This window comes from Variovorax sp. GW821-FHT09B05, from assembly GCF_059418265.1.
This window is the reverse complement of the sequence record NZ_JBWKPN010000003.1, coordinates 90868-106957: the sequence shown is the minus strand read 5'-3', so window position 1 is coordinate 106957 and position 16090 is coordinate 90868. Positions and strand designations below refer to the sequence as shown.

The 16090-nt window shown below is 70.3% G+C and carries 17 protein-coding genes; 12 read left to right on the top strand and 5 right to left on the bottom strand.

What is annotated here, in order from left to right; all coding sequences use genetic code 11:
* Positions 1 to 32: 32 nt before the first annotated feature.
* The 9 genes from AC07RM_RS08900 to AC07RM_RS08860 all read left to right on the top strand — a co-directional run bounded on the left by AC07RM_RS08900 (position 33) and on the right by AC07RM_RS08860 (position 8465).
* Positions 33 to 824, top strand: a complete 792-nt coding sequence (locus AC07RM_RS08900; RefSeq protein ID WP_495334226.1) for an SDR family NAD(P)-dependent oxidoreductase — start codon at positions 33 to 35, stop codon at positions 822 to 824.
* A gap of 17 nt (positions 825 to 841) precedes the next feature.
* On the top strand, positions 842 to 2311 hold the full coding sequence (gene allB, locus AC07RM_RS08895) for an allantoinase AllB (RefSeq protein ID WP_495334225.1): 1470 nt from the start codon (positions 842 to 844) through the stop codon (positions 2309 to 2311).
* Between the two features lie 61 nt (positions 2312 to 2372).
* A complete protein-coding gene (atzD, locus tag AC07RM_RS08890) occupies positions 2373 to 3527 on the top strand; it encodes a cyanuric acid amidohydrolase (RefSeq protein WP_495334224.1) in 1155 nt (384 codons plus the stop codon).
* Between the two features lie 8 nt (positions 3528 to 3535).
* Positions 3536 to 4420 (top strand): ABC transporter ATP-binding protein, encoded by an 885-nt coding sequence (locus AC07RM_RS08885; protein WP_093344071.1) that lies wholly within the window; start codon positions 3536 to 3538, stop codon positions 4418 to 4420.
* Entirely contained in the window at positions 4417 to 5199 is a 783-nt protein-coding gene (locus AC07RM_RS08880; protein WP_495334223.1) for an ABC transporter permease, read from the top strand. Before AC07RM_RS08885 ends, AC07RM_RS08880 begins: the two co-directional genes overlap by 4 nt.
* A gap of 21 nt (positions 5200 to 5220) precedes the next feature.
* Positions 5221 to 5637, top strand: a complete 417-nt coding sequence (locus AC07RM_RS08875) for a DUF3830 family protein (RefSeq protein WP_203203782.1) — start codon at positions 5221 to 5223, stop codon at positions 5635 to 5637.
* A 26-nt stretch (positions 5638 to 5663) separates the two neighbouring features.
* Positions 5664 to 6707: an ABC transporter substrate-binding protein gene (locus tag AC07RM_RS08870; protein ID WP_495334222.1), complete on the top strand. Its 1044-nt coding sequence runs from the start codon at positions 5664 to 5666 to the stop codon at positions 6705 to 6707.
* An 8-nt stretch (positions 6708 to 6715) separates the two neighbouring features.
* Positions 6716 to 8218, top strand: a complete 1503-nt coding sequence (locus tag AC07RM_RS08865) for an amidohydrolase family protein (RefSeq protein ID WP_495334221.1) — start codon at positions 6716 to 6718, stop codon at positions 8216 to 8218.
* 82 nt (positions 8219 to 8300) lie between these two features.
* Entirely contained in the window at positions 8301 to 8465 is a 165-nt protein-coding gene (locus AC07RM_RS08860) for a hypothetical protein (protein ID WP_495334220.1), read from the top strand.
* Here the strand turns inward: AC07RM_RS08860 and AC07RM_RS08855 are convergent.
* Both AC07RM_RS08855 and AC07RM_RS08850 read right to left on the bottom strand, forming a co-directional pair.
* Entirely contained in the window at positions 8449 to 9093 is a 645-nt protein-coding gene (locus tag AC07RM_RS08855) for a Fic/DOC family protein (protein ID WP_495334219.1), read from the bottom strand. The genes AC07RM_RS08860 and AC07RM_RS08855 overlap by 17 nt on opposite strands.
* Before the next feature lie 64 nt (positions 9094 to 9157).
* The gene (locus AC07RM_RS08850; RefSeq protein WP_057591267.1) at positions 9158 to 9961 is read right to left on the bottom strand and encodes an exodeoxyribonuclease III; all 804 of its coding nucleotides are present in this window, start codon (positions 9959 to 9961) and stop codon (positions 9158 to 9160) included.
* Positions 9962 to 9972: 11 nt separating this feature from the next.
* On the opposite strand from AC07RM_RS08850, the gene pyrE reads away from it, so the two are divergent.
* Together pyrE and AC07RM_RS08840 are read left to right on the top strand one after the other, a co-directional pair.
* A complete protein-coding gene (gene pyrE / locus AC07RM_RS08845) occupies positions 9973 to 10656 on the top strand; it encodes an orotate phosphoribosyltransferase (RefSeq protein ID WP_093344081.1) in 684 nt (227 codons plus the stop codon).
* A 12-nt stretch (positions 10657 to 10668) separates the two neighbouring features.
* On the top strand, positions 10669 to 11379 hold the full coding sequence (locus tag AC07RM_RS08840; protein ID WP_296774658.1) for a DUF4124 domain-containing protein: 711 nt from the start codon (positions 10669 to 10671) through the stop codon (positions 11377 to 11379).
* A gap of 80 nt (positions 11380 to 11459) precedes the next feature.
* On the opposite strand, the gene gatB is transcribed toward AC07RM_RS08840, so the two are convergent.
* The 3 genes from gatB to gatC are packed head-to-tail and all read right to left on the bottom strand — an operon-like array spanning position 11460 to position 14762.
* Positions 11460 to 12950 carry an Asp-tRNA(Asn)/Glu-tRNA(Gln) amidotransferase subunit GatB gene (gatB, locus tag AC07RM_RS08835; protein WP_208511591.1) on the bottom strand — a complete coding sequence of 497 codons (1491 nt, stop codon included), beginning with the start codon at positions 12948 to 12950 and terminating at the stop codon, positions 11460 to 11462.
* A 1-nt stretch (position 12951) separates the two neighbouring features.
* Positions 12952 to 14466: an Asp-tRNA(Asn)/Glu-tRNA(Gln) amidotransferase subunit GatA gene (gene gatA, locus AC07RM_RS08830; protein WP_495334218.1), complete on the bottom strand. Its 1515-nt coding sequence runs from the start codon at positions 14464 to 14466 to the stop codon at positions 12952 to 12954.
* The gene (gene gatC / locus AC07RM_RS08825) at positions 14463 to 14762 is read right to left on the bottom strand and encodes an Asp-tRNA(Asn)/Glu-tRNA(Gln) amidotransferase subunit GatC (protein ID WP_057591262.1); all 300 of its coding nucleotides are present in this window, start codon (positions 14760 to 14762) and stop codon (positions 14463 to 14465) included. The genes gatA and gatC overlap by 4 nt, the downstream gene beginning before the upstream one ends.
* Positions 14763 to 14986: 224 nt before the next feature.
* On the opposite strand from gatC, the gene AC07RM_RS08820 reads away from it, so the two are divergent.
* Complete coding sequence (locus AC07RM_RS08820; RefSeq protein ID WP_057591261.1) at positions 14987 to 16030, top strand: rod shape-determining protein; 1044 nt, start codon at positions 14987 to 14989, stop codon at positions 16028 to 16030.
* The last annotated feature ends 60 nt before the right edge of the window (positions 16031 to 16090 follow it).

Sequence of the window (16090 nt, the reverse complement as noted above, 5' to 3'; positions counted from 1 at the left end):
CCACAACGACACGAACAGAGAAAGACACGAACATGGACCTGCAACTCAAGGACAAGGTAGCGCTCATCACCGGCCCCGCCAAGGGCATGGGGCGCGCCGTGACGCTGGCCTTCGCGCGCGAAGGCGCGAAGCTGGTGCTGGCCGGCCGCGACACCGCCGCCATCGAGCCCGTGGCCGCCGAAGCGCGCGCGCTCGGCGTGGCCGCCATCGTGGTGCCCTGCGACCTCACGCAGAGCGCCCAGACCGAGGCGCTGGCCGCGCATGCGCTCGAGGCCTTCGGCCGCATCGACATCCTGGTCAACGTGGCCGGCGGCTCGGGCCCGATCGGCAAGACCGGCTGGGAGACCACGAGCGAGGAGTTCGACGAGATCGTGCAGCTCAACATGACGGGCTGCTTCAACACCATGCACGCGGTGCTGCCCTCGATGATCGAGCGCCGCAGCGGCAAGGTGGTCAACGTCGGCGGCACCTTCGGCATGCGCGGGCGCGCCGGCCGGCTCGCCTACTCGGCCTCGAAGTGGGGGCTGCGCGGCATCACCAAGAGCTTCGCGCTCGAGGCCGGGCCGCACGGCATCAACGTCAACTGCGTCGCGCCGGGCATGGTCGACGGGCCGCGCTTTCGCGAGAAGGTGTGCGCCAACATGGCCGAGAAGCTGGGCATCACGCTCGAGGAGGCGATGACGCGCCATGCGGCCGACTACGCGCTGCGCCGCGTCTCCACCGACGCCGACGTGGCCAACGCCTGCCTGTTCATGGCCAGCGAAGTCTCGCGCCAGATCACCGGCGTCGACCTGCCGGTCGATGGCGGCTGGGCCATGCTCTGAACGCGGGGGAACGAAGCATGAAGGAAGTCGACCTCGTCATCCGCGGCGCCCAGGTGGTGTCGCCGGACCGCATCTTCGAAGCCGCCGTCGCGATCGCCGGCGAGCGCATCGTGGCCGTGGGCCACGACGACACCATGCCGAGCGCGCGCGAGGAGATGCGCGCCGACGGCCTGCACCTGCTGCCGGGCGCCATCGACAGCCACGTGCATTTCCGCGATCCCGGCTATCCGAACAAGGAGACCTGGAAGACCGGCTCGGCGGCCGCGGCGCTCGGCGGCGTGACCACCGTGTTCGAGATGCCCAACACCAACCCGCCGACCGGCACCGTCGAGGCGCTGCGCCTCAAGCAGAAGGCGGCCGAGTCCTCGTACGTGGACTTCGGCATCCACGGCCTGCTGGGCGACGACACCGTCGAGCGGCTCGAGGAACTGCTCGAGGCCGGCGTGACCAGCTTCAAGGCCTTCGTCGGCAACACCTTCGGCAACCTGCCCGCGCCCACCGACGGCGCGCTGCTCGAGGGCTTCGAGAAGCTCGCGCCGCTGGGCATCCGCACCGTGGTGCATGCCGAGAACTCCTCGATCCTGTTCCGGCGCCAGAAGAAGATGCAGGCGGCCGGGCGCATCGACGCGATGGCGCACCTGGCGGCGCGGCCCGCGGTGGCCGAGATCGAGGCCATCGGCCGCGTGCTCACCCTGGCCGAATGGACCGGCGCGCGCGTGCACATCGCGCACCACAGCGCGGCCGATTCGCTCTACCTGCTGCGCGCGGCGCGCGCGCGCGGCGTCGACGTGACGGCCGAGACCTGCCCGCAGTACCTGCTGCTCAACACCGACCACATGCGCACGCTCGGCGGCGTGATGCGGCTGAACCCGCCGATCCGCGAACCGCGCCACAACCAGCCGCTGTGGGACGCGTTGATGGACGGCACGCTCGACATGATCGCCACCGACCATGCGCCGCACGCGCCCGAGGAGAAGACGCGCGAGAGCATCTGGGACTGCGACTGCGGCTTCCCGGGCGTGGAGACGCAGATGCCGCTGATGCTGACCGAGGTCAACCGCGGCCGCGCCTCGCTGATGGACTACGTGCGCTGGAGCTCGGTCAACCCGGCCAAGGCCTGGGGCCTGTACGGCACCAAGGGCGTGATCGCGCCGGGCGCGCATGCCGACATCGCCTTCGTCGACATGAACCGCGCGGGCGTGCTGTCGCAGAACAAGCTGCAGAGCATCAGCAAGATCTCGCCGTGGAACGGCCGCGCGGTGCGCGGCTATCCGCTGCACACCCTGCTGCGCGGGCGCTTCGTGATGCGCGACGGCCGGCTGGTGGCCGAGGCCGCGGGCTGGGGCCGCTCGGTGAAGAGCGTGCAGCGCATGCCGGTGGCCAGGCCGCGCAACACCGAGCACTACAGCAGCGCGATCCTCGAGACGCCGCCGGGCGTGCCCGCGAATGCGGTGCCGGTGGGCGAGATCGACTGGAACGCGGCATGAGCGCCGCGCCGGGCCGCCCCAAGCAAGCTCGCACCGCAGTGCGAAGCACGAAGGTACTTCAATGACCGCAGATCGCATCCAGGAGGTGCGCGTCTGGCGCATTCCGTGCAGCGGGCCCGGTGACCTGCGCGGCGCGCGAGCCTTGATCGACGCGGGCGAACTGGTGCCGTCCGAGATCGTCGCGGTGATGGGCAAGACCGAGGGCAACGGCTGCGTCAACGACTTCACGCGCGAGTACGCCTCCGCGGCCTGGTGCCAGCTGCTCGCGGGCGCGCTCGGCTGCACGCCCGAAGCCGTGCACCGCCAGGTGGCGCTCGTGATGTCGGGCGGCACCGAGGGCGTGCTCTCGCCGCACTTCACCGTGTTCGCGCGGCGCTGGCGCGACGAGGCCGTGCCCGCGCATGGCGAGAAGCGGCTGGTGGTCGGCGTCGCGCACACGCGCGATTTCCTGCCCGAGGAGATGGGCCGTGCCGCGCAGATCGACGCCACCGCCGAGGCCGTGGCCGCGGCGATGCGCGACGCGGGCATCGAGGGCACGCACGACGTGCACTTCGTGCAGGTCAAGTGCCCGTTGCTGACTTCGGCCAAGGTGGCGGCCGCGCTCGCGCGCGGTGCCGCGCCGGTCACGCACGACAGCTACGAGTCGATGGGCTACTCGCGCGGCGCCTCGGCGCTCGGCGTGGCGGTCGCGCTCGGCGAGGTGGCGCGCGCCGGGATCGGCGACGCCAGCGTGATGGCCGACTGGAGCGCCTACTCGGCGCGCGCCTCGGCCTCGGCCGGCATCGAGCTCGAGGGCAACGTGGTCATCGTGCTCGGCGAGGCGCGCGCCAGCGCCTCGGCGCTGCGCATCGCCCACGGCGTGATGCGCGACGCGATCGATGGCCACAGCGTGCGCGCGCTGTTGCGCGACGCCTTCGGCCTCGATGCCGAGCGCGATGCGCAGGCCGTCTCGCGCCGGCTCGTGAACCTGCTCGCCAAGGCCGAGGCCAGTCCCGACGGCCGCGTGCGCGGCGAGCGCCACACCATGCTCAACGACTCCGACATCCACGCCACGCGCCATGCGCGCGCGGTGGTCGGCGGCGTGCTGGCCTCGCTGGCCGGCCACACCGCGCTCTATGTCTCGGGCGGCGCGGAGCACCAGGGGCCGGCGGGCGGCGGTCCGGTGGCCGCGATCGTGCGCGTCGAGGACGCGCACGCGTCCTCTCCTTCTTCCTGAAAGCGACCATGGAACGAGCCTTCATCCAACTGTCGGACGTGATGCTGCGCTACGGCGGCGGCACCATCGCGCTGGACCACACCACGCTGGGCATCGACAAGGGCGACTTCGTCGCGCTGGTCGGCCCCAGCGGCTGCGGCAAGTCGACCATCCTCAAGCTGGTGGCCGGGCTGCTGCGGCCCAGCGCCGGCGCCGTGATCGCGGGCGGGCGCGAGGTGGGTGCCGTCGGCGTGCGCACGCCCGCGGGCAGCCATGCCTCGGCCGCGCCGCGGCTGCGCATCGGCCTCGCGTTCCAGAACCCGACCATGCTGCCCTGGCTCACGATCCGCGAGAACGTGATGATCCCGCTGAAGATCGTCGAGCCGTTTCGCCAGGACTACCGGCGCAAGAAGCGCGGCGAGTACGCCGAGCGCGCCGATGCGCTGCTGGCCCAGGTCGGCTTGAAGGGCTTCGGCGACAAGCGGCCCTGGCAGCTCTCTGGCGGCATGCTGCAGCGCGCCTCGCTGTGCCGCGCGCTGGTGCACGAGCCCGAGCTGCTGCTGCTCGACGAGCCCTTCGGCGCGCTCGACCAGTTCACGCGCGAGGAGCTGTGGGACATCATGCAGTCGCTGTGGATCGCGCGCCGGCCCACGGTGCTGCTGGTGACGCACGACCTGCGCGAGTCGGCCTACCTGGCCAACCGCATCTGCGTGATGAGCGCGCGGCCGGGCCGCATCCTCGAGACGCGCGAGGTCGGCTTCGCGCGGCCGCGCACGCTGGAGAGCAGCTATGCGCCCGAGTTCGCGGCGCTGGTGCAGCAGCTGCGCATGCGCATCGCGCAGGCGCGCCGCGGTGGCGATGCGGTGCCCGAAGGTGCGGCGGCCGAGCCGCTGGTCGCGGAGGTGGCGGCATGAACGCGATCTCCCCCGTGCTGCGCCAGCGCCTGCTGTCGACCGGCGCGCTGCTCGGCTTCTTCGTGCTGTGGGAGCTGGCCTGCCTGGCCGGCGGCATCTCCGACCTGGTGCTGCCGCGGCCGAGCCAGATCGCCCACGTGCTGCTCGAGAAGATGCCGCTGCTGTGGCCGCACACCGTGCAGACGCTCTACACCACGCTCGCGGGCTTCGTGCTGGGCGTGGCCGCGGGCGTGCTGATCGGCGTGGCCATCGGTTCCTCGAAGCTGGCCTACGACGTGACCTATCCGCTGCTGGTGGGCTTCTCGAGCATCCCGAAGGTGGCGGTGGTGCCGCTGTTCGTGGTGTGGTTCGGGGCCGGCGCCGTGCCCGCGATCCTGACCTCGATGGTGATCAGCATCTTCCCGGTGGTGGTCAACGTGGCCACCGGCCTCGCGAGCACCGAGCCCGAGCTCGAGGACGTGCTGCGCGTGCTCGGCGCGCGCAAGCGCGACATCCTCTGGAACGTGGGTCTGCCGCGCACGCTGCCCTACCTGTTCGCCTCGCTCAAGATCGCGATCACGCTGGCCTTCGTGGGCACGGTGCTCAGCGAGACCGTGGCGGCCAACAAGGGCATCGGCACCGTGATGATGATCGCCAGCGGCAACTTCGACGTGCCGATGGTGTTCGCGGGCCTGTTCCTGCTCGCGGCGATGGGCGTGCTGCTGTATGCGGTGTCGGCCCTCGTCGAACGGCGCATGACGGGCTGGGCCCAGCGCAAGACCGACATGGCCATGGCCTGACTCCCCCACGACGAGACCGACATGACTTCCACACGCATCCTCATCACCGCGGGCGACCTGCGCTTCGTGGCCCAGACCCATCCCGACGCGCCCCTCACCGTGGCCGCGTTCTCGAAGCTCTTGCCCTACCGGCAGAAGCTGATCCACGTGCGCTGGAGCGGCGAGGGCTGCTGGGTGCCGCTGGGCGACTTCCAGCTCGGCGTGGGCTTCGAGAACCACACCAGCCATCCGTCGGTGGGCGACATCCTGTTCTATCCGGGCGGCTACAGCGAGACCGAGATCATCCTGGCCTATGGCGCCTGCAGCTTCTCGAGCCGCATGGGCCAGCTCGCGGGCAACCACTTCCTGAGCATCGTCGAGGGGCGCGAGCAGTTGCGCGAACTCGGCCGGCGGGTGCTGTGGGAGGGCGCGCAGGACGTGCGCTTCGAGGCCGCCTGAACTTCACGCAAGACCAAGGAGCTTCCATGTTGCAAACCCTCTCGCGCCGCGGCGCGCTCGCGGCCCTGCCCGCGCTCGCGGCCGCGCTCGGCGCGCCGCGTGCCTTCGCGCAGGCGCCCACGCCGATCAAGTTCGTGCTCGACTGGAAGCTGCAGGGCATCCATGCCTGGTACTACCTCGCGCAGGACCGCGGCTACTTCGCGGCCGAAAAGCTGGCCGTGAGCATCGACCAGGGCGACGGCTCGGCGGCCGCCGTCACCAAGGTGATGAACGGTGCCTACCAGGCCGCCTTCGGCGACATGAACGCCATCGTGCAGAACGCCGCCACGCGGCCGGCCGACGCGCCGGTGATGGTCTACATGCTCTACGACCGTGCGCCCTTCGCGTTGATCGTGAAGGCGTCGGGACCGATCAAGACGCTCAAGGACCTCGAGGGCCGCACGCTCGGCAGCCCGGCCGGCGGCGCCGCGGCGCGCATGTTCCCGGTGATCGCGGCGCGCGCGGGCATCGACCCGGCCAAGGTGCAGTGGACCGCCATGGCGCCCAACCTGCAGGAGCAGATGCTGCTCAAGGACCATGTCGACGGCTCGGCCGTGTTCTCGGTCACCAGCTACATGAACCTGGTGGCGCAGGGCGTCGACCCCGACCGCGACATCCGCTGGTTCCACTACGCCGACCATGGCGTGGACCTCTACGGCAACGGCGTGATGGTGTCGCGCGCACTGCTGCGCGACAGGCCCGAGGCCGTGGCCGGGCTGGTGCGCGCGATCCACCGCGCGGTGCTCGACACGATCGCCGATCCCGACGCGGCCATCGCCGCGCTCGCCAAGCGCGAGCCGCTGCTCGATGCCGCGCTCGAGAAGCGGCGCCTGCTCTACACGCTGCGCACCGTGATGCTGACGCCCGCGGTCGCGCAGGCCGGCATCGGCGATGTCGACGACGCGCGCATGGGCCGCGCCATCGCGCAGCTGCGCACCGCCTTCGAGCTGCCGCGCGCGCCCGCGCCCGGAGAGGTGTTCGACCGGCGCTTCCTGCCGCCCGCAGCCGCGCGCCGGGTGGCGGCGAGCTGAGGCCCGGCATGAGCCTCGCCCCGCATTCCGACGCCATCGATTGCGCCTGGCTGCTGGCCGAGCCGGGCCTGCGGCCCGCGCAGGCCGGCATGCGCATCGTGCTCGAGGGCGAACGCTTCGGCGCGATCGCGCCGCGCGATGCCGCCGGCCCCGCGCCGCGCCGGCTCGCGCTGCCGGCGCTGGCCAATGCGCACGACCATGCACGCACCTTCCGCAGCGCCACGCTCGGCGCCTTCGGCCAGCCGCTCGAGAGCTGGCTGCCCTTCCTGGGCTCGGTGCCGGGCATGGACCCCTACCTCTGCGCCGCCACCTCGTTCGCGCGTTCGCTGCGCCATGGCGTGACGAACCTGATGGTCCATTACACGCGCGTGCAGGGCGGCATGGACTACGTCGACGAGGCGCGGGCGGTAGCGCGTGCCGCGCGCGACGTCGGCGTGCGCATCGGCTTCGCGGTCGCGATGCGCGACCGCCATGGCATCGCCTACGACGACGATGCCGCCGTGCTGGCCCTGCTGCGCCCCGGCATCCGCGACGCGGTCGCGCGGCGCCTCGCGGTGCAGCCGGTCGAGCCCGCGCGGCAGCTCGCGCAGGTCGACGCCGTGGCCCGCATGGTCGAGGAGGAGGGCCTGGGCGCGCACGTCACCGTGCAGTACGGCCCGACCGCGGTCCAGTGGTGCGGCACGCCGCTGCTCGAGGCCATCGCGCGCGCCTCGGCCGATACCGGCCGGCCGGTCCACATGCACCTGCTCGAGACGCGCTACCAGCGCGACTGGGCCGATGCCCACCATCCGGGCGGCATCGTGCGCTTCCTCGATGCGATCGGCCTCTTGAGCCCGCGCCTCACGCTCGCCCACTGCACCTGGGCGCGGCCCGACGAGCTCGCGCTGATCGCCGAGCGCGGCGCCACCATCGCCGTCAACACCAGCTCGAACCTCGGCCTCCAGTCGGGCATCGCGCCGCTGGCCGAGATGCTGCGCCAGGGCAGCCGCGTGGCCATGGGGCTGGACGGCATGGCCTTCGACGAGGACGACGACGCCCTGCGCGAGATGCGCCTGGCCTACGCGTTGCACCGCGGCTGGGGCTACGAGCGCGCGATGACCCCGGCCCAGCTCTGGTCCTTCGCGGCCGGCCACGGCCCGCGCAGCGTGGGCGGCGCGCTGGTGTCGGGCGGCCGCATCGCGACCGGCGCCCCGGCCGACCTGGTGCTGCTGGACCTCGAGGCGCTCGACGACGACGCGCTGTTCGACGACATCGATCCGCTCGAGCTGGTGCTCGCGCGCGCCAGCGGCCGTCACGTGGCGCAGGTGCTGGTCGGCGGGCGGCTGGCGGTCGATGCCGGGCGGGTGCTGGGCATCGACGAGCCCGCGCTGCGCGCCGAGCTGCTGGCGCGCATGCGCGCGGCGCTGGCGGCCGATCCCTCGCATGCGCAATGGCGCCGCACGCTGGGGGCGCTGGCGGAGGATCTGGGGCCGCTGTACCGCGAGGGGCGGATCGGGCGCTGTTGCGGCTGAAGGCCGTGCTCAAGGGGAGGCGGGGAGGCGCAACGCATGTGATTCCGATAAAATTCAAGCCTTCGCCTGGCGAAATCACAGCATGACCAAACCCTCCGTACCGCAACGCAAAGCACCGAGCCGCAAGGCCGTGCTGCGGTCGGTGGCCAGTTCCACGGCGGTGGAAACAGGTCAGGATGTCGCGCAGCTCGAGCGCCGGTTGCAGCAACCCGCCGTGCGCTTTCCTCACATCAAGCTGGCTCGCTGAGGCTGGCATCGCCATCGGCGATGGCCCGGGCCACGAGCTGACCCATGGGGCCGTAGTCCCCTGAAAAACCAGAGTGAATCGCGCCGATATAGGCCGGCTTGTTCTGCTCCCAACTGCTGTAGTCCAGCGGCTCATGGCCGGCCTGCACGGCCATCACATCGGCCAGCAGGCGTGACAAGCGTCCATTGCCCTCACGAAACGGGTGGATCACGATCAGCTCCACATGCGTCACGGCAATGGCATGTACCAGTTCGTCGGGCGCCAGCTCGCCGCAGGGCGTCCATTTCGTCAGGCACTCCCGTTCGAAGTCGCTGAGCAAGCCCGGCAGCAGCGCGGCGGTGGCGAACTGGAAGCCGCCCTTGCCCAGGTTGACCGAGCGTTCCTGTCCCGCCCATGGGTACACATTGCCCAGCCATACGCGGTGCCAGCGCCGAAGGTCGGCCACCGTCAACGGGCGGTCGGGCAGATTCCGCAAGAGCACCTCGTCGTACAGCGCGCTCAGCAGCTGCAGTTCGAGGTCGTTCATGTCGTCAGCGGACGCGATGCCGACCAGGTTGCGCAGCACCTGGCAGTTCGAGCCGGGCTCGAACTCGCCTTCGGGGCCGGTGGTTTGATAGCGGTTGGTCATTGCGCGTCGGGTCCGGCCCTCGGGTGCGCGCCTGTGGGTATGACTGCCAGCGCCCAGGCGTCGCTCAGAGCGTGAAGTCGTACTCCAGCGTGATCGGCGCGTGGTCGCTGAACTTGATGGTCTTGAAGATCTGCTCGGTGCGCGCGAGCGCGGCGGTCTTCGGCGTGGCGAGGTGGTAGTCGAGCCGCCATCCCACGTTGTTGGCATAGGCCTGGCCGCGGTTGCTCCACCAGGTGTAGGCCTCGCCGGTGGTGTCGGGCTTGAGCATGCGGTAGACGTCGACCAGCCCCGCGCCCTCGGCGCCGGCGTCGAGCAGCTTCGTCATCCAGGCGCGCTCCTCGGGCAGGAAGCCGCTGTTCTTCTGGTTGCCGCGCCAGTTCTTGAGGTCGATCTCCTTGTGGGCGATGTTGATGTCACCGCACAGCACGAACTCGCGCTGCTTCTTCAGCGCCACCAGGTGCGGGAAGAAGCCCTTGAGGAAGCGGAACTTGGCCTGCTGGCGCTCCTCGCCCGAGCTGCCGCTCGGGAAATAGCAGCTGATGACCGAGAACTTGCGCTTCGGCGTGTCGAAGCGCAGTTCGAGGTAGCGGCCCTCGGCGTCGAATTCGGCGTCGCCCCAGCCCACCACCACCTCGCTGGGCACGTGCTTCGTGTAGATCGCGGTGCCCGCATAGCCCTTCTTCTCGGCAAAATGGAAGTGGCCCTTGAGGCCGGCCATCTCCTCGAAGCGGCCTTCGATGTCGCTGGCCTGGACCCGGATCTCCTGCATGCAAATACAATCCGGCGCCAATTCGGCCACCCAGTCGGCAACGCCCTTGGTGGCGGCCGAACGCAGGCCATTGAGATTGAGACTGGTCAGTTTGAACACAAGGAATTCCGATGGCTGTAGATGGTGAGAAAAGCAGTGCGGTGGCGCAGGACTTCGTCCAGTTCGCGCTCGACGCGGGCGTGTTGCGCTTCGGCGAGTTCAAGACCAAGGCCGGCCGCATGAGTCCTTATTTCTTCAATTCGGGCCTCTTCGACGACGGCGCCAAGATCGCGCGGCTCGCGGGATTCTATGCAGACCGCCTGATCGAGAGCGGGCTCGAGTTCGACATGATCTTCGGCCCGGCCTACAAGGGCATCCCGCTGGGCGCCACGGTGGCGGCCGAGCTCGCGCGGCGCGGGCGCAACGTGCCCTTCGCCTACAACCGCAAGGAAGCCAAGGCGCACGGCGAGGGCGGCAACCTGGTCGGCGCGCCGCTCCAGGGCCGGGTGCTGATCGTCGACGACGTGATGTCCGCGGGCACCGCGGTGCGCGAGTCGATCGCCGCGATCCAGGCCGCGGGCGCGGTGCCGCACGCGGTGGCGATCGCGCTCGACCGCCAGGAGAAGGCGACCGAGAACGGCGTCGACGTGGACCACAGCGCCGTGCAGTACGTGCGCAACCAGCTCGGCCTGCAGGTGGTGGCGATCGCCACCCTCGACGACCTGCTGAGCTACCTCTCGGGCGGCGCGGCCGCCGACCTCGGCACCCACCGCGAGCGCGTGCTCGCCTACCGCACGCGCTACGGCGCCCTCTGAAGGACACGCCCGATGCACCGCCTGCCGCGCCGCGCCCGCCACAGCCGATTCCGCGCCATCGGAAACGCCCGTGCCGCGCTGGCCGCGGTGCTCGCCGCCGGCTGCACGCTGGCGCTGGCCCAGGCGCAGAAGGGCGCGCCGGTGCCCAGCGCCGCGGGCATCTATTCGTGCGTCGATGCCAAGGGCCGCACCCTGACCGCCGACCGGCCGATCGCCGAGTGCAGCGACCGCGAGCAGCGCGAGCTGAGCCCGAGCGGCATGACGCGGCGCCGGCTCGAGCCCACCTACACGGCGCGCGAGCAGGCCGAGCGCGAGGACCGCGCGCGCGAGGCCGCGGTGCAGGCCGCGCGCATCGCCGACGAGCGCCGGCGCGAGCGCGCGCTGCTGATCCGTTATCCGAACGCCGCCGCCCACGAGCGCGAGCGCGGCGAGGCGCTGGTGCAGGTCGACGCGGTGATCCAGGCGGCGCGCAAGCGGCTGTCCGAACTGGCCGACGACCGCAAGAAGATCGACGAGGAACTCGAGTTCTACAAGGGCGACGCGAGCAAGGCGCCTGGCGTGCTGCGGCGCCGGCTCGACGACAACGCCAAGAGCGTGGCGGTGCAGAACCGCTTCATCGGCGAGCAGGAAGACGAGAAGAAGCGCGTCAACGCGCGCTTCGACGAGGAGCGCGTGCGGCTCAAGCAGCTGTGGTCGGGCGAGACCGCGACCACCGCGCGCTGACCGGCATTCCCCAAAAGAAAAAACGGTGAAGCGGCCCGCGCGGGGCCAGCTTCACCGTCGTGCCGGGACGAAGCCCGGGCTCAGGCCAGCTTGGCCTTCAGCAGTTCCGTGACCTGCGCCGGATTGGCCTTGCCGCCGCTGGCCTTCATCACCTGGCCCACGAGGCCGTTGAGCGCCTTTTCCTTGCCGCCGCGGTACTCCTCGACGTTCTTCGCGTTCTTCGCGATCACCTCGTCGAGGATCGCGTCGAGCGCGCCGGCGTCGTTCATCGGCTTCAGGTCCTTGGCCTCGATGATCGCGTCGACGTCGCTGCCTTCGCCGGTCCACAGCGCCTCGAACACCTGGCGCGCGGCGTTGTTCGGCAAGGTGCCGTCGGCGATGCGCTTCACGAGCTGGCCGAGCTGCGCCGCGCTGACCGGCGCGGCCTCGATGCCGATCTCCTGGGCATTGAGGCGGCGTGCGATCTCGCCGGTGATCCAGTTGCTCGCGAGCTTGGGCGTGGCGCCGGCCTTCACCGCGTCGTCGAAGTAGCGCGCGAGCGCGGGGCCCTGCGTGAGCTGCGCGGCGTCGTAGGCCGACAGGCCATGGTCGCGCACGTAGCGCTCGGCCATCACGCGCGGCAGCTCGGGCATCTCGGCCTTCACGCGCTCGATCCAGTCGGCGGCGATCACCAGCGGCGGCAGGTCCGGGTCGGGGAAGTAGCGGTAGTCGGACGAGTCTTCCTTGGCGCGCATCGCGCGCGTCTCGCCGGTGTCGGGATTGAACAGCACGGTGGCCTGCTCGATCTTGCCGCCGTCCTCGAGCGTGTCGATCTGCCAGCTGATCTCGTAGTCGATCGCCTGCTGCATGAACTTGAAGCTGTTCAGGTTCTTGATCTCGCGGCGCGTGCCGAGCTTCTCGCCGGGGCGGCGCACCGAGACGTTGGCGTCGCAGCGGAAGCTGCCTTCCTGCATGTTGCCGTCGCAGATGCCGATCCAGGTCACGATCTTGTGCAGCTCCTTCGCATAGGCCACGGCCTCGGCGGTGGAGCGCATGTCGGGCTCGGTCACGATCTCGAGCAGCGGCGTGCCGGCGCGGTTGAGGTCGATGCCGCTCTGGCCCACGAAGTCCTCGTGCAGCGACTTGCCCGCGTCCTCCTCGAGGTGGGCGCGCACCAGGCGCACGGTCTTCTGTTCCTCGCCGACGAAGAAGCTCACCGAGCCACCCTGCACCACGGGGATCTCGAACTGGCTGATCTGGTAGCCCTTGGGCAGGTCGGGATAGAAGTAGTTCTTGCGCGCGAACACGCTGCGCGGCGCGATGTGCGAGCCGAGCGCGAGGCCGAGCCGGATCGCGCGCTCGACCGCGCCCTTGTTCATCACGGGCAGCGTGCCGGGCAGCGCGAGGTCGACCGCGCAGGCCTGCGTGTTGGGCTCGGCGCCGAAGGCCGTGGAGGCGCGGCTGAAGATCTTGCTCGCGGTCGAGAGCTGGGCGTGGGTCTCGAAGCCGATGATGACTTCATAGCCGCGCACCAGCGGGCCGGTCGGGCGGCCCTGTTGCTGTGCTTCGAAGGTGTTCACGGTCTCGCTCATGTCAGAAGCCCTCCGGCGTGCGCGTGTGCCAGTCGGTGGCCTGCTGGAAGCGGTGTGCCGCGTTGAGCAGCTTCGCTTCGCCGAAGTAGTTGCCGATCAGCTGCAGGCCCACGGGCATGCCGCCGTCGAAGCCCACCGGCAGGCTCATGCCGGGCAGGCCGGCCAGCGAGGCCGGCAAGGTGAAGATGTCGGCCAGGTAGTCGGCCACGGGATCGTCGCCGTGCTCGCCGATCTTCCAGGCGGTGGTCGGCGCGGCCGGGCCGGCGATCACGTCGCATTGCTTGAAGGCCTGCTGGAAGTCGTCGGCGATCATGCGGCGCACCTTCTGTGCCTGCAGGTAGTAGGCGTCGTAGTAGCCGTGCGAGAGCACGTAGGTGCCGATCATGATGCGGCGCTTGACCTCGTCGCCGAAGCCTTCGGCGCGCGTGCGCTCGTACATCTGCGTGAGCGCGGTCTTCTTGCTCGCGGGGTCGAAGAAGTCCTTGGCGCGGTGGCCGAACTTCACGCCGTCGAAGCGGCTCAGGTTGCTCGAGGCCTCGGCCGCGGCAATGATGTAGTAGACGGGGATCGACAGCTCGGTGCGCGGCAGCGAGACCTCGACGCGCTTCGCGCCGAGCTTCTCGTATTGCAACAGCGCTGCATCGATGGCGGCGCGCACGCCGGGCGCCACGCCCTCGCCGAAGAACTCCTTGGGCACGCCGATGCGCAGGCCCTCGAGCGAGTCGTTCAGCGAGCGGCCGAAGTTCTCGGCCGGGCGGTCGAGCGAGGTCGAGTCGCGGTCGAGGTCGGGGCCGCAGAAGGCCGACAGCAGCAGCGCGCAGTCCTCGGCCGAGCGGGCCATCGGGCCGGCTTGGTCGAGGCTGGAGGCGAAGGCCACCATGCCGTAGCGCGAGGCGCGGCCGTAGGTGGGCTTGATGCCGGTCACGCCGCAGAACGAGGCCGGCTGGCGGATCGAGCCACCGGTGTCGGTGCCGGTGGCGGCCGGCGCGAGGCGAGCGGCCACGGCGGCCGCGCTGGCGCCCGAGGAGCCGCCCGGGATGCGCTCGAGGTTCCAGGGGTTGCGCACCGGCACGGCCCGGTCGTTACCGACGGCGGGCACGGCCACGTTCTCGTTGGCCGAGCCCATCGCGAACTCGTCGCAGCTGAGCTTGCCCAGCGTGACGGTGCCGGCCTCGGCGAGGCGGCGCACCACGGTGGCGTCGAAGGGCGAGCGATAGCCCGCGAGCATCTTCGAGCCCGCGGTGGTGGCGAAATCGGTGGTGACGAAGATGTCCTTGTGCGCGATCGGCACGCCGGCCAGCGCCGGGGCGTTGCCGGCCGCGATCGACGCGTCGGCCGCGCGGGCCTGGGCCAGCGTCGCGTCCTCGTTCACTTCGACGAAGCTGCCGAGCGCCTGGTGGGTCTTCATGCGGCCCAGGAAGTGCTGCGCGGCCTCGACGGCCGAGACTTCGCGTCCGGCCAGCGCCTTCGCCAGCGCGGCCACCCCGAGGTGGTGCAGGTCCTTGGCGCCGCTCATTCGATCACCTTGGGCACGAGGAACAGGCCGGCTTCGACGGCGGGGGCGCTGCGCTGGTTGGCTTCGCGGTTGTCCGGCTCGCTCACGACGTCCTCGCGCAGGCGCAGGACGATGTCCTCGATGGCGGCCACGGGATGGGCCAGGGGCTCGACGCCGGTGGTGTCGACCGAGCGCATGCGCTCGACCACGTCGAAAAAGCCGTTGAGCTGGCTGAGCATGCGCTCGCTTTCGTCGGGGGCGAGCTGCAGCCGCGCCAGGGAGGCGATGCGGGCGATATCGGAAGCGGAAAGGGACATGGTGGAACCGGCCGAAAAACCGGAGGTAAATAGCGCGCCGCAAGGGCCGCCAACACGGGATTCAGAGGGGATTCGGGTATTATCCCGCCTTTGCCGCAACCCCCGCGAACGCGCCGGCTTTTGCTGCAAAAACGATCAAATTCACCCTTCCAGCACCCCCAAAACACCCATAGAGTGAGCGACGTTCTGCCGATGCGCAGCCCGTGCTCCAGAGGATTCCGCACATGTTTGGAGCTTTCCGTCGGTACTTCTCCACCGACCTCGCGATCGACCTCGGCACCGCCAACACGCTCATCTTCGCCCGCAACAAGGGCATCGTGCTGGACGAACCCTCGGTCGTCGCCATCCGCCACGAAGGCGGTCCGCATGGCAAGAAGGTGATCCAGGCCGTCGGCCGCGAGGCCAAGGCCATGCTCGGCAAGGTGCCGGGCAACATCGAAGCCATCCGCCCGATGAAGGACGGCGTGATCGCCGACTTCGTGATCACCGAGCAGATGATCAAGCAGTTCATCAAGATGGTGCACCCGCGCACGCTGCTCACGCCGAGCCCGCGCATCATCATCTGCGTGCCCTGCGGTTCCACCCAGGTCGAGCGCCGCGCCATCAAGGACGCGGCCGAGGCCGCGGGCGCGACCTCGGTCTACCTGATCGAGGAACCCATGGCCGCGGCCATCGGCGCCGGCCTGCCCGTGAGCGAAGCCTCGGGCTCGATGGTGGTCGACATCGGCGGCGGCACCACCGAAGTGGGCGTCATCAGCCTCGGCGGCATGGTCTACAAGGGCTCGGTGCGCGTCGGCGGCGACCGCTTCGACGAGGCCATCATCAACTACATCCGCCGCAACTACGGCATGCTGATCGGCGAGCCCACGGCCGAGGTCATCAAGAAGAGCATCGGCTCGGCCTTCCCGGGCTCCGAGGTCAAGGAAATGGAAGTCAAGGGCCGCAACCTCTCCGAGGGCGTGCCGCGCAGCTTCACGATCAGCAGCAACGAAGTGCTGGAAGCCCTGACCGACCCGCTCAACAACATCGTCTCGGCCGTCAAGAACGCGCTCGAGCAGACCCCGCCCGAACTCGGCGCCGACATCGCCGAGCGCGGCATGATGCTCACCGGCGGCGGCGCGCTGCTGCGCGACCTCGACCGCCTGCTGGCCGAGGAAACCGGCCTGCCGGTGCTGGTCGCCGAGGACCCGCTGACCTGCGTGGTGCGCGGCTGCGGCATAGCCCTCGAGCGCATGGACCGGCTGGGAAGCATCTTCACGAGCGAGTGAATGCAGCGCCGCCTCCATCGGCCGGCCCCCGCTTGCGCGGGCCGGCCTTTTGTCATCTGA

Bases quoted from the DNA above. Each gene is read 5' to 3' on its own strand.
- AC07RM_RS08900 (WP_495334226.1), top strand. From the start codon at position 33: ATGGACCTGCAACTCAAGGACAAGGTAGCGCTCATCACCGGCCCCGCC.
- allB (WP_495334225.1), top strand. From the start codon at position 842: ATGAAGGAAGTCGACCTCGTCATCCGCGGCGCCCAGGTGGTGTCGCCG.
- atzD (WP_495334224.1), top strand. From the start codon at position 2,373: ATGACCGCAGATCGCATCCAGGAGGTGCGCGTCTGGCGCATTCCGTGC.
- AC07RM_RS08885 (WP_093344071.1), top strand. From the start codon at position 3,536: ATGGAACGAGCCTTCATCCAACTGTCGGACGTGATGCTGCGCTACGGC.
- AC07RM_RS08880 (WP_495334223.1), top strand. From the start codon at position 4,417: ATGAACGCGATCTCCCCCGTGCTGCGCCAGCGCCTGCTGTCGACCGGC.
- AC07RM_RS08875 (WP_203203782.1), top strand. From the start codon at position 5,221: ATGACTTCCACACGCATCCTCATCACCGCGGGCGACCTGCGCTTCGTG.
- AC07RM_RS08870 (WP_495334222.1), top strand. From the start codon at position 5,664: ATGTTGCAAACCCTCTCGCGCCGCGGCGCGCTCGCGGCCCTGCCCGCG.
- AC07RM_RS08865 (WP_495334221.1), top strand. From the start codon at position 6,716: ATGAGCCTCGCCCCGCATTCCGACGCCATCGATTGCGCCTGGCTGCTG.
- AC07RM_RS08860 (WP_495334220.1), top strand. From the start codon at position 8,301: ATGACCAAACCCTCCGTACCGCAACGCAAAGCACCGAGCCGCAAGGCC.
- AC07RM_RS08855 (WP_495334219.1), bottom strand. From the start codon at position 9,093: ATGACCAACCGCTATCAAACCACCGGCCCCGAAGGCGAGTTCGAGCCC.
- pyrE (WP_093344081.1), top strand. From the start codon at position 9,973: ATGGCTGTAGATGGTGAGAAAAGCAGTGCGGTGGCGCAGGACTTCGTC.
- AC07RM_RS08840 (WP_296774658.1), top strand. From the start codon at position 10,669: ATGCACCGCCTGCCGCGCCGCGCCCGCCACAGCCGATTCCGCGCCATC.
- gatB (WP_208511591.1), bottom strand. From the start codon at position 12,950: ATGAGCGAGACCGTGAACACCTTCGAAGCACAGCAACAGGGCCGCCCG.
- gatA (WP_495334218.1), bottom strand. From the start codon at position 14,466: ATGAGCGGCGCCAAGGACCTGCACCACCTCGGGGTGGCCGCGCTGGCG.
- gatC (WP_057591262.1), bottom strand. From the start codon at position 14,762: ATGTCCCTTTCCGCTTCCGATATCGCCCGCATCGCCTCCCTGGCGCGG.
- AC07RM_RS08820 (WP_057591261.1), top strand. From the start codon at position 14,987: ATGTTTGGAGCTTTCCGTCGGTACTTCTCCACCGACCTCGCGATCGAC.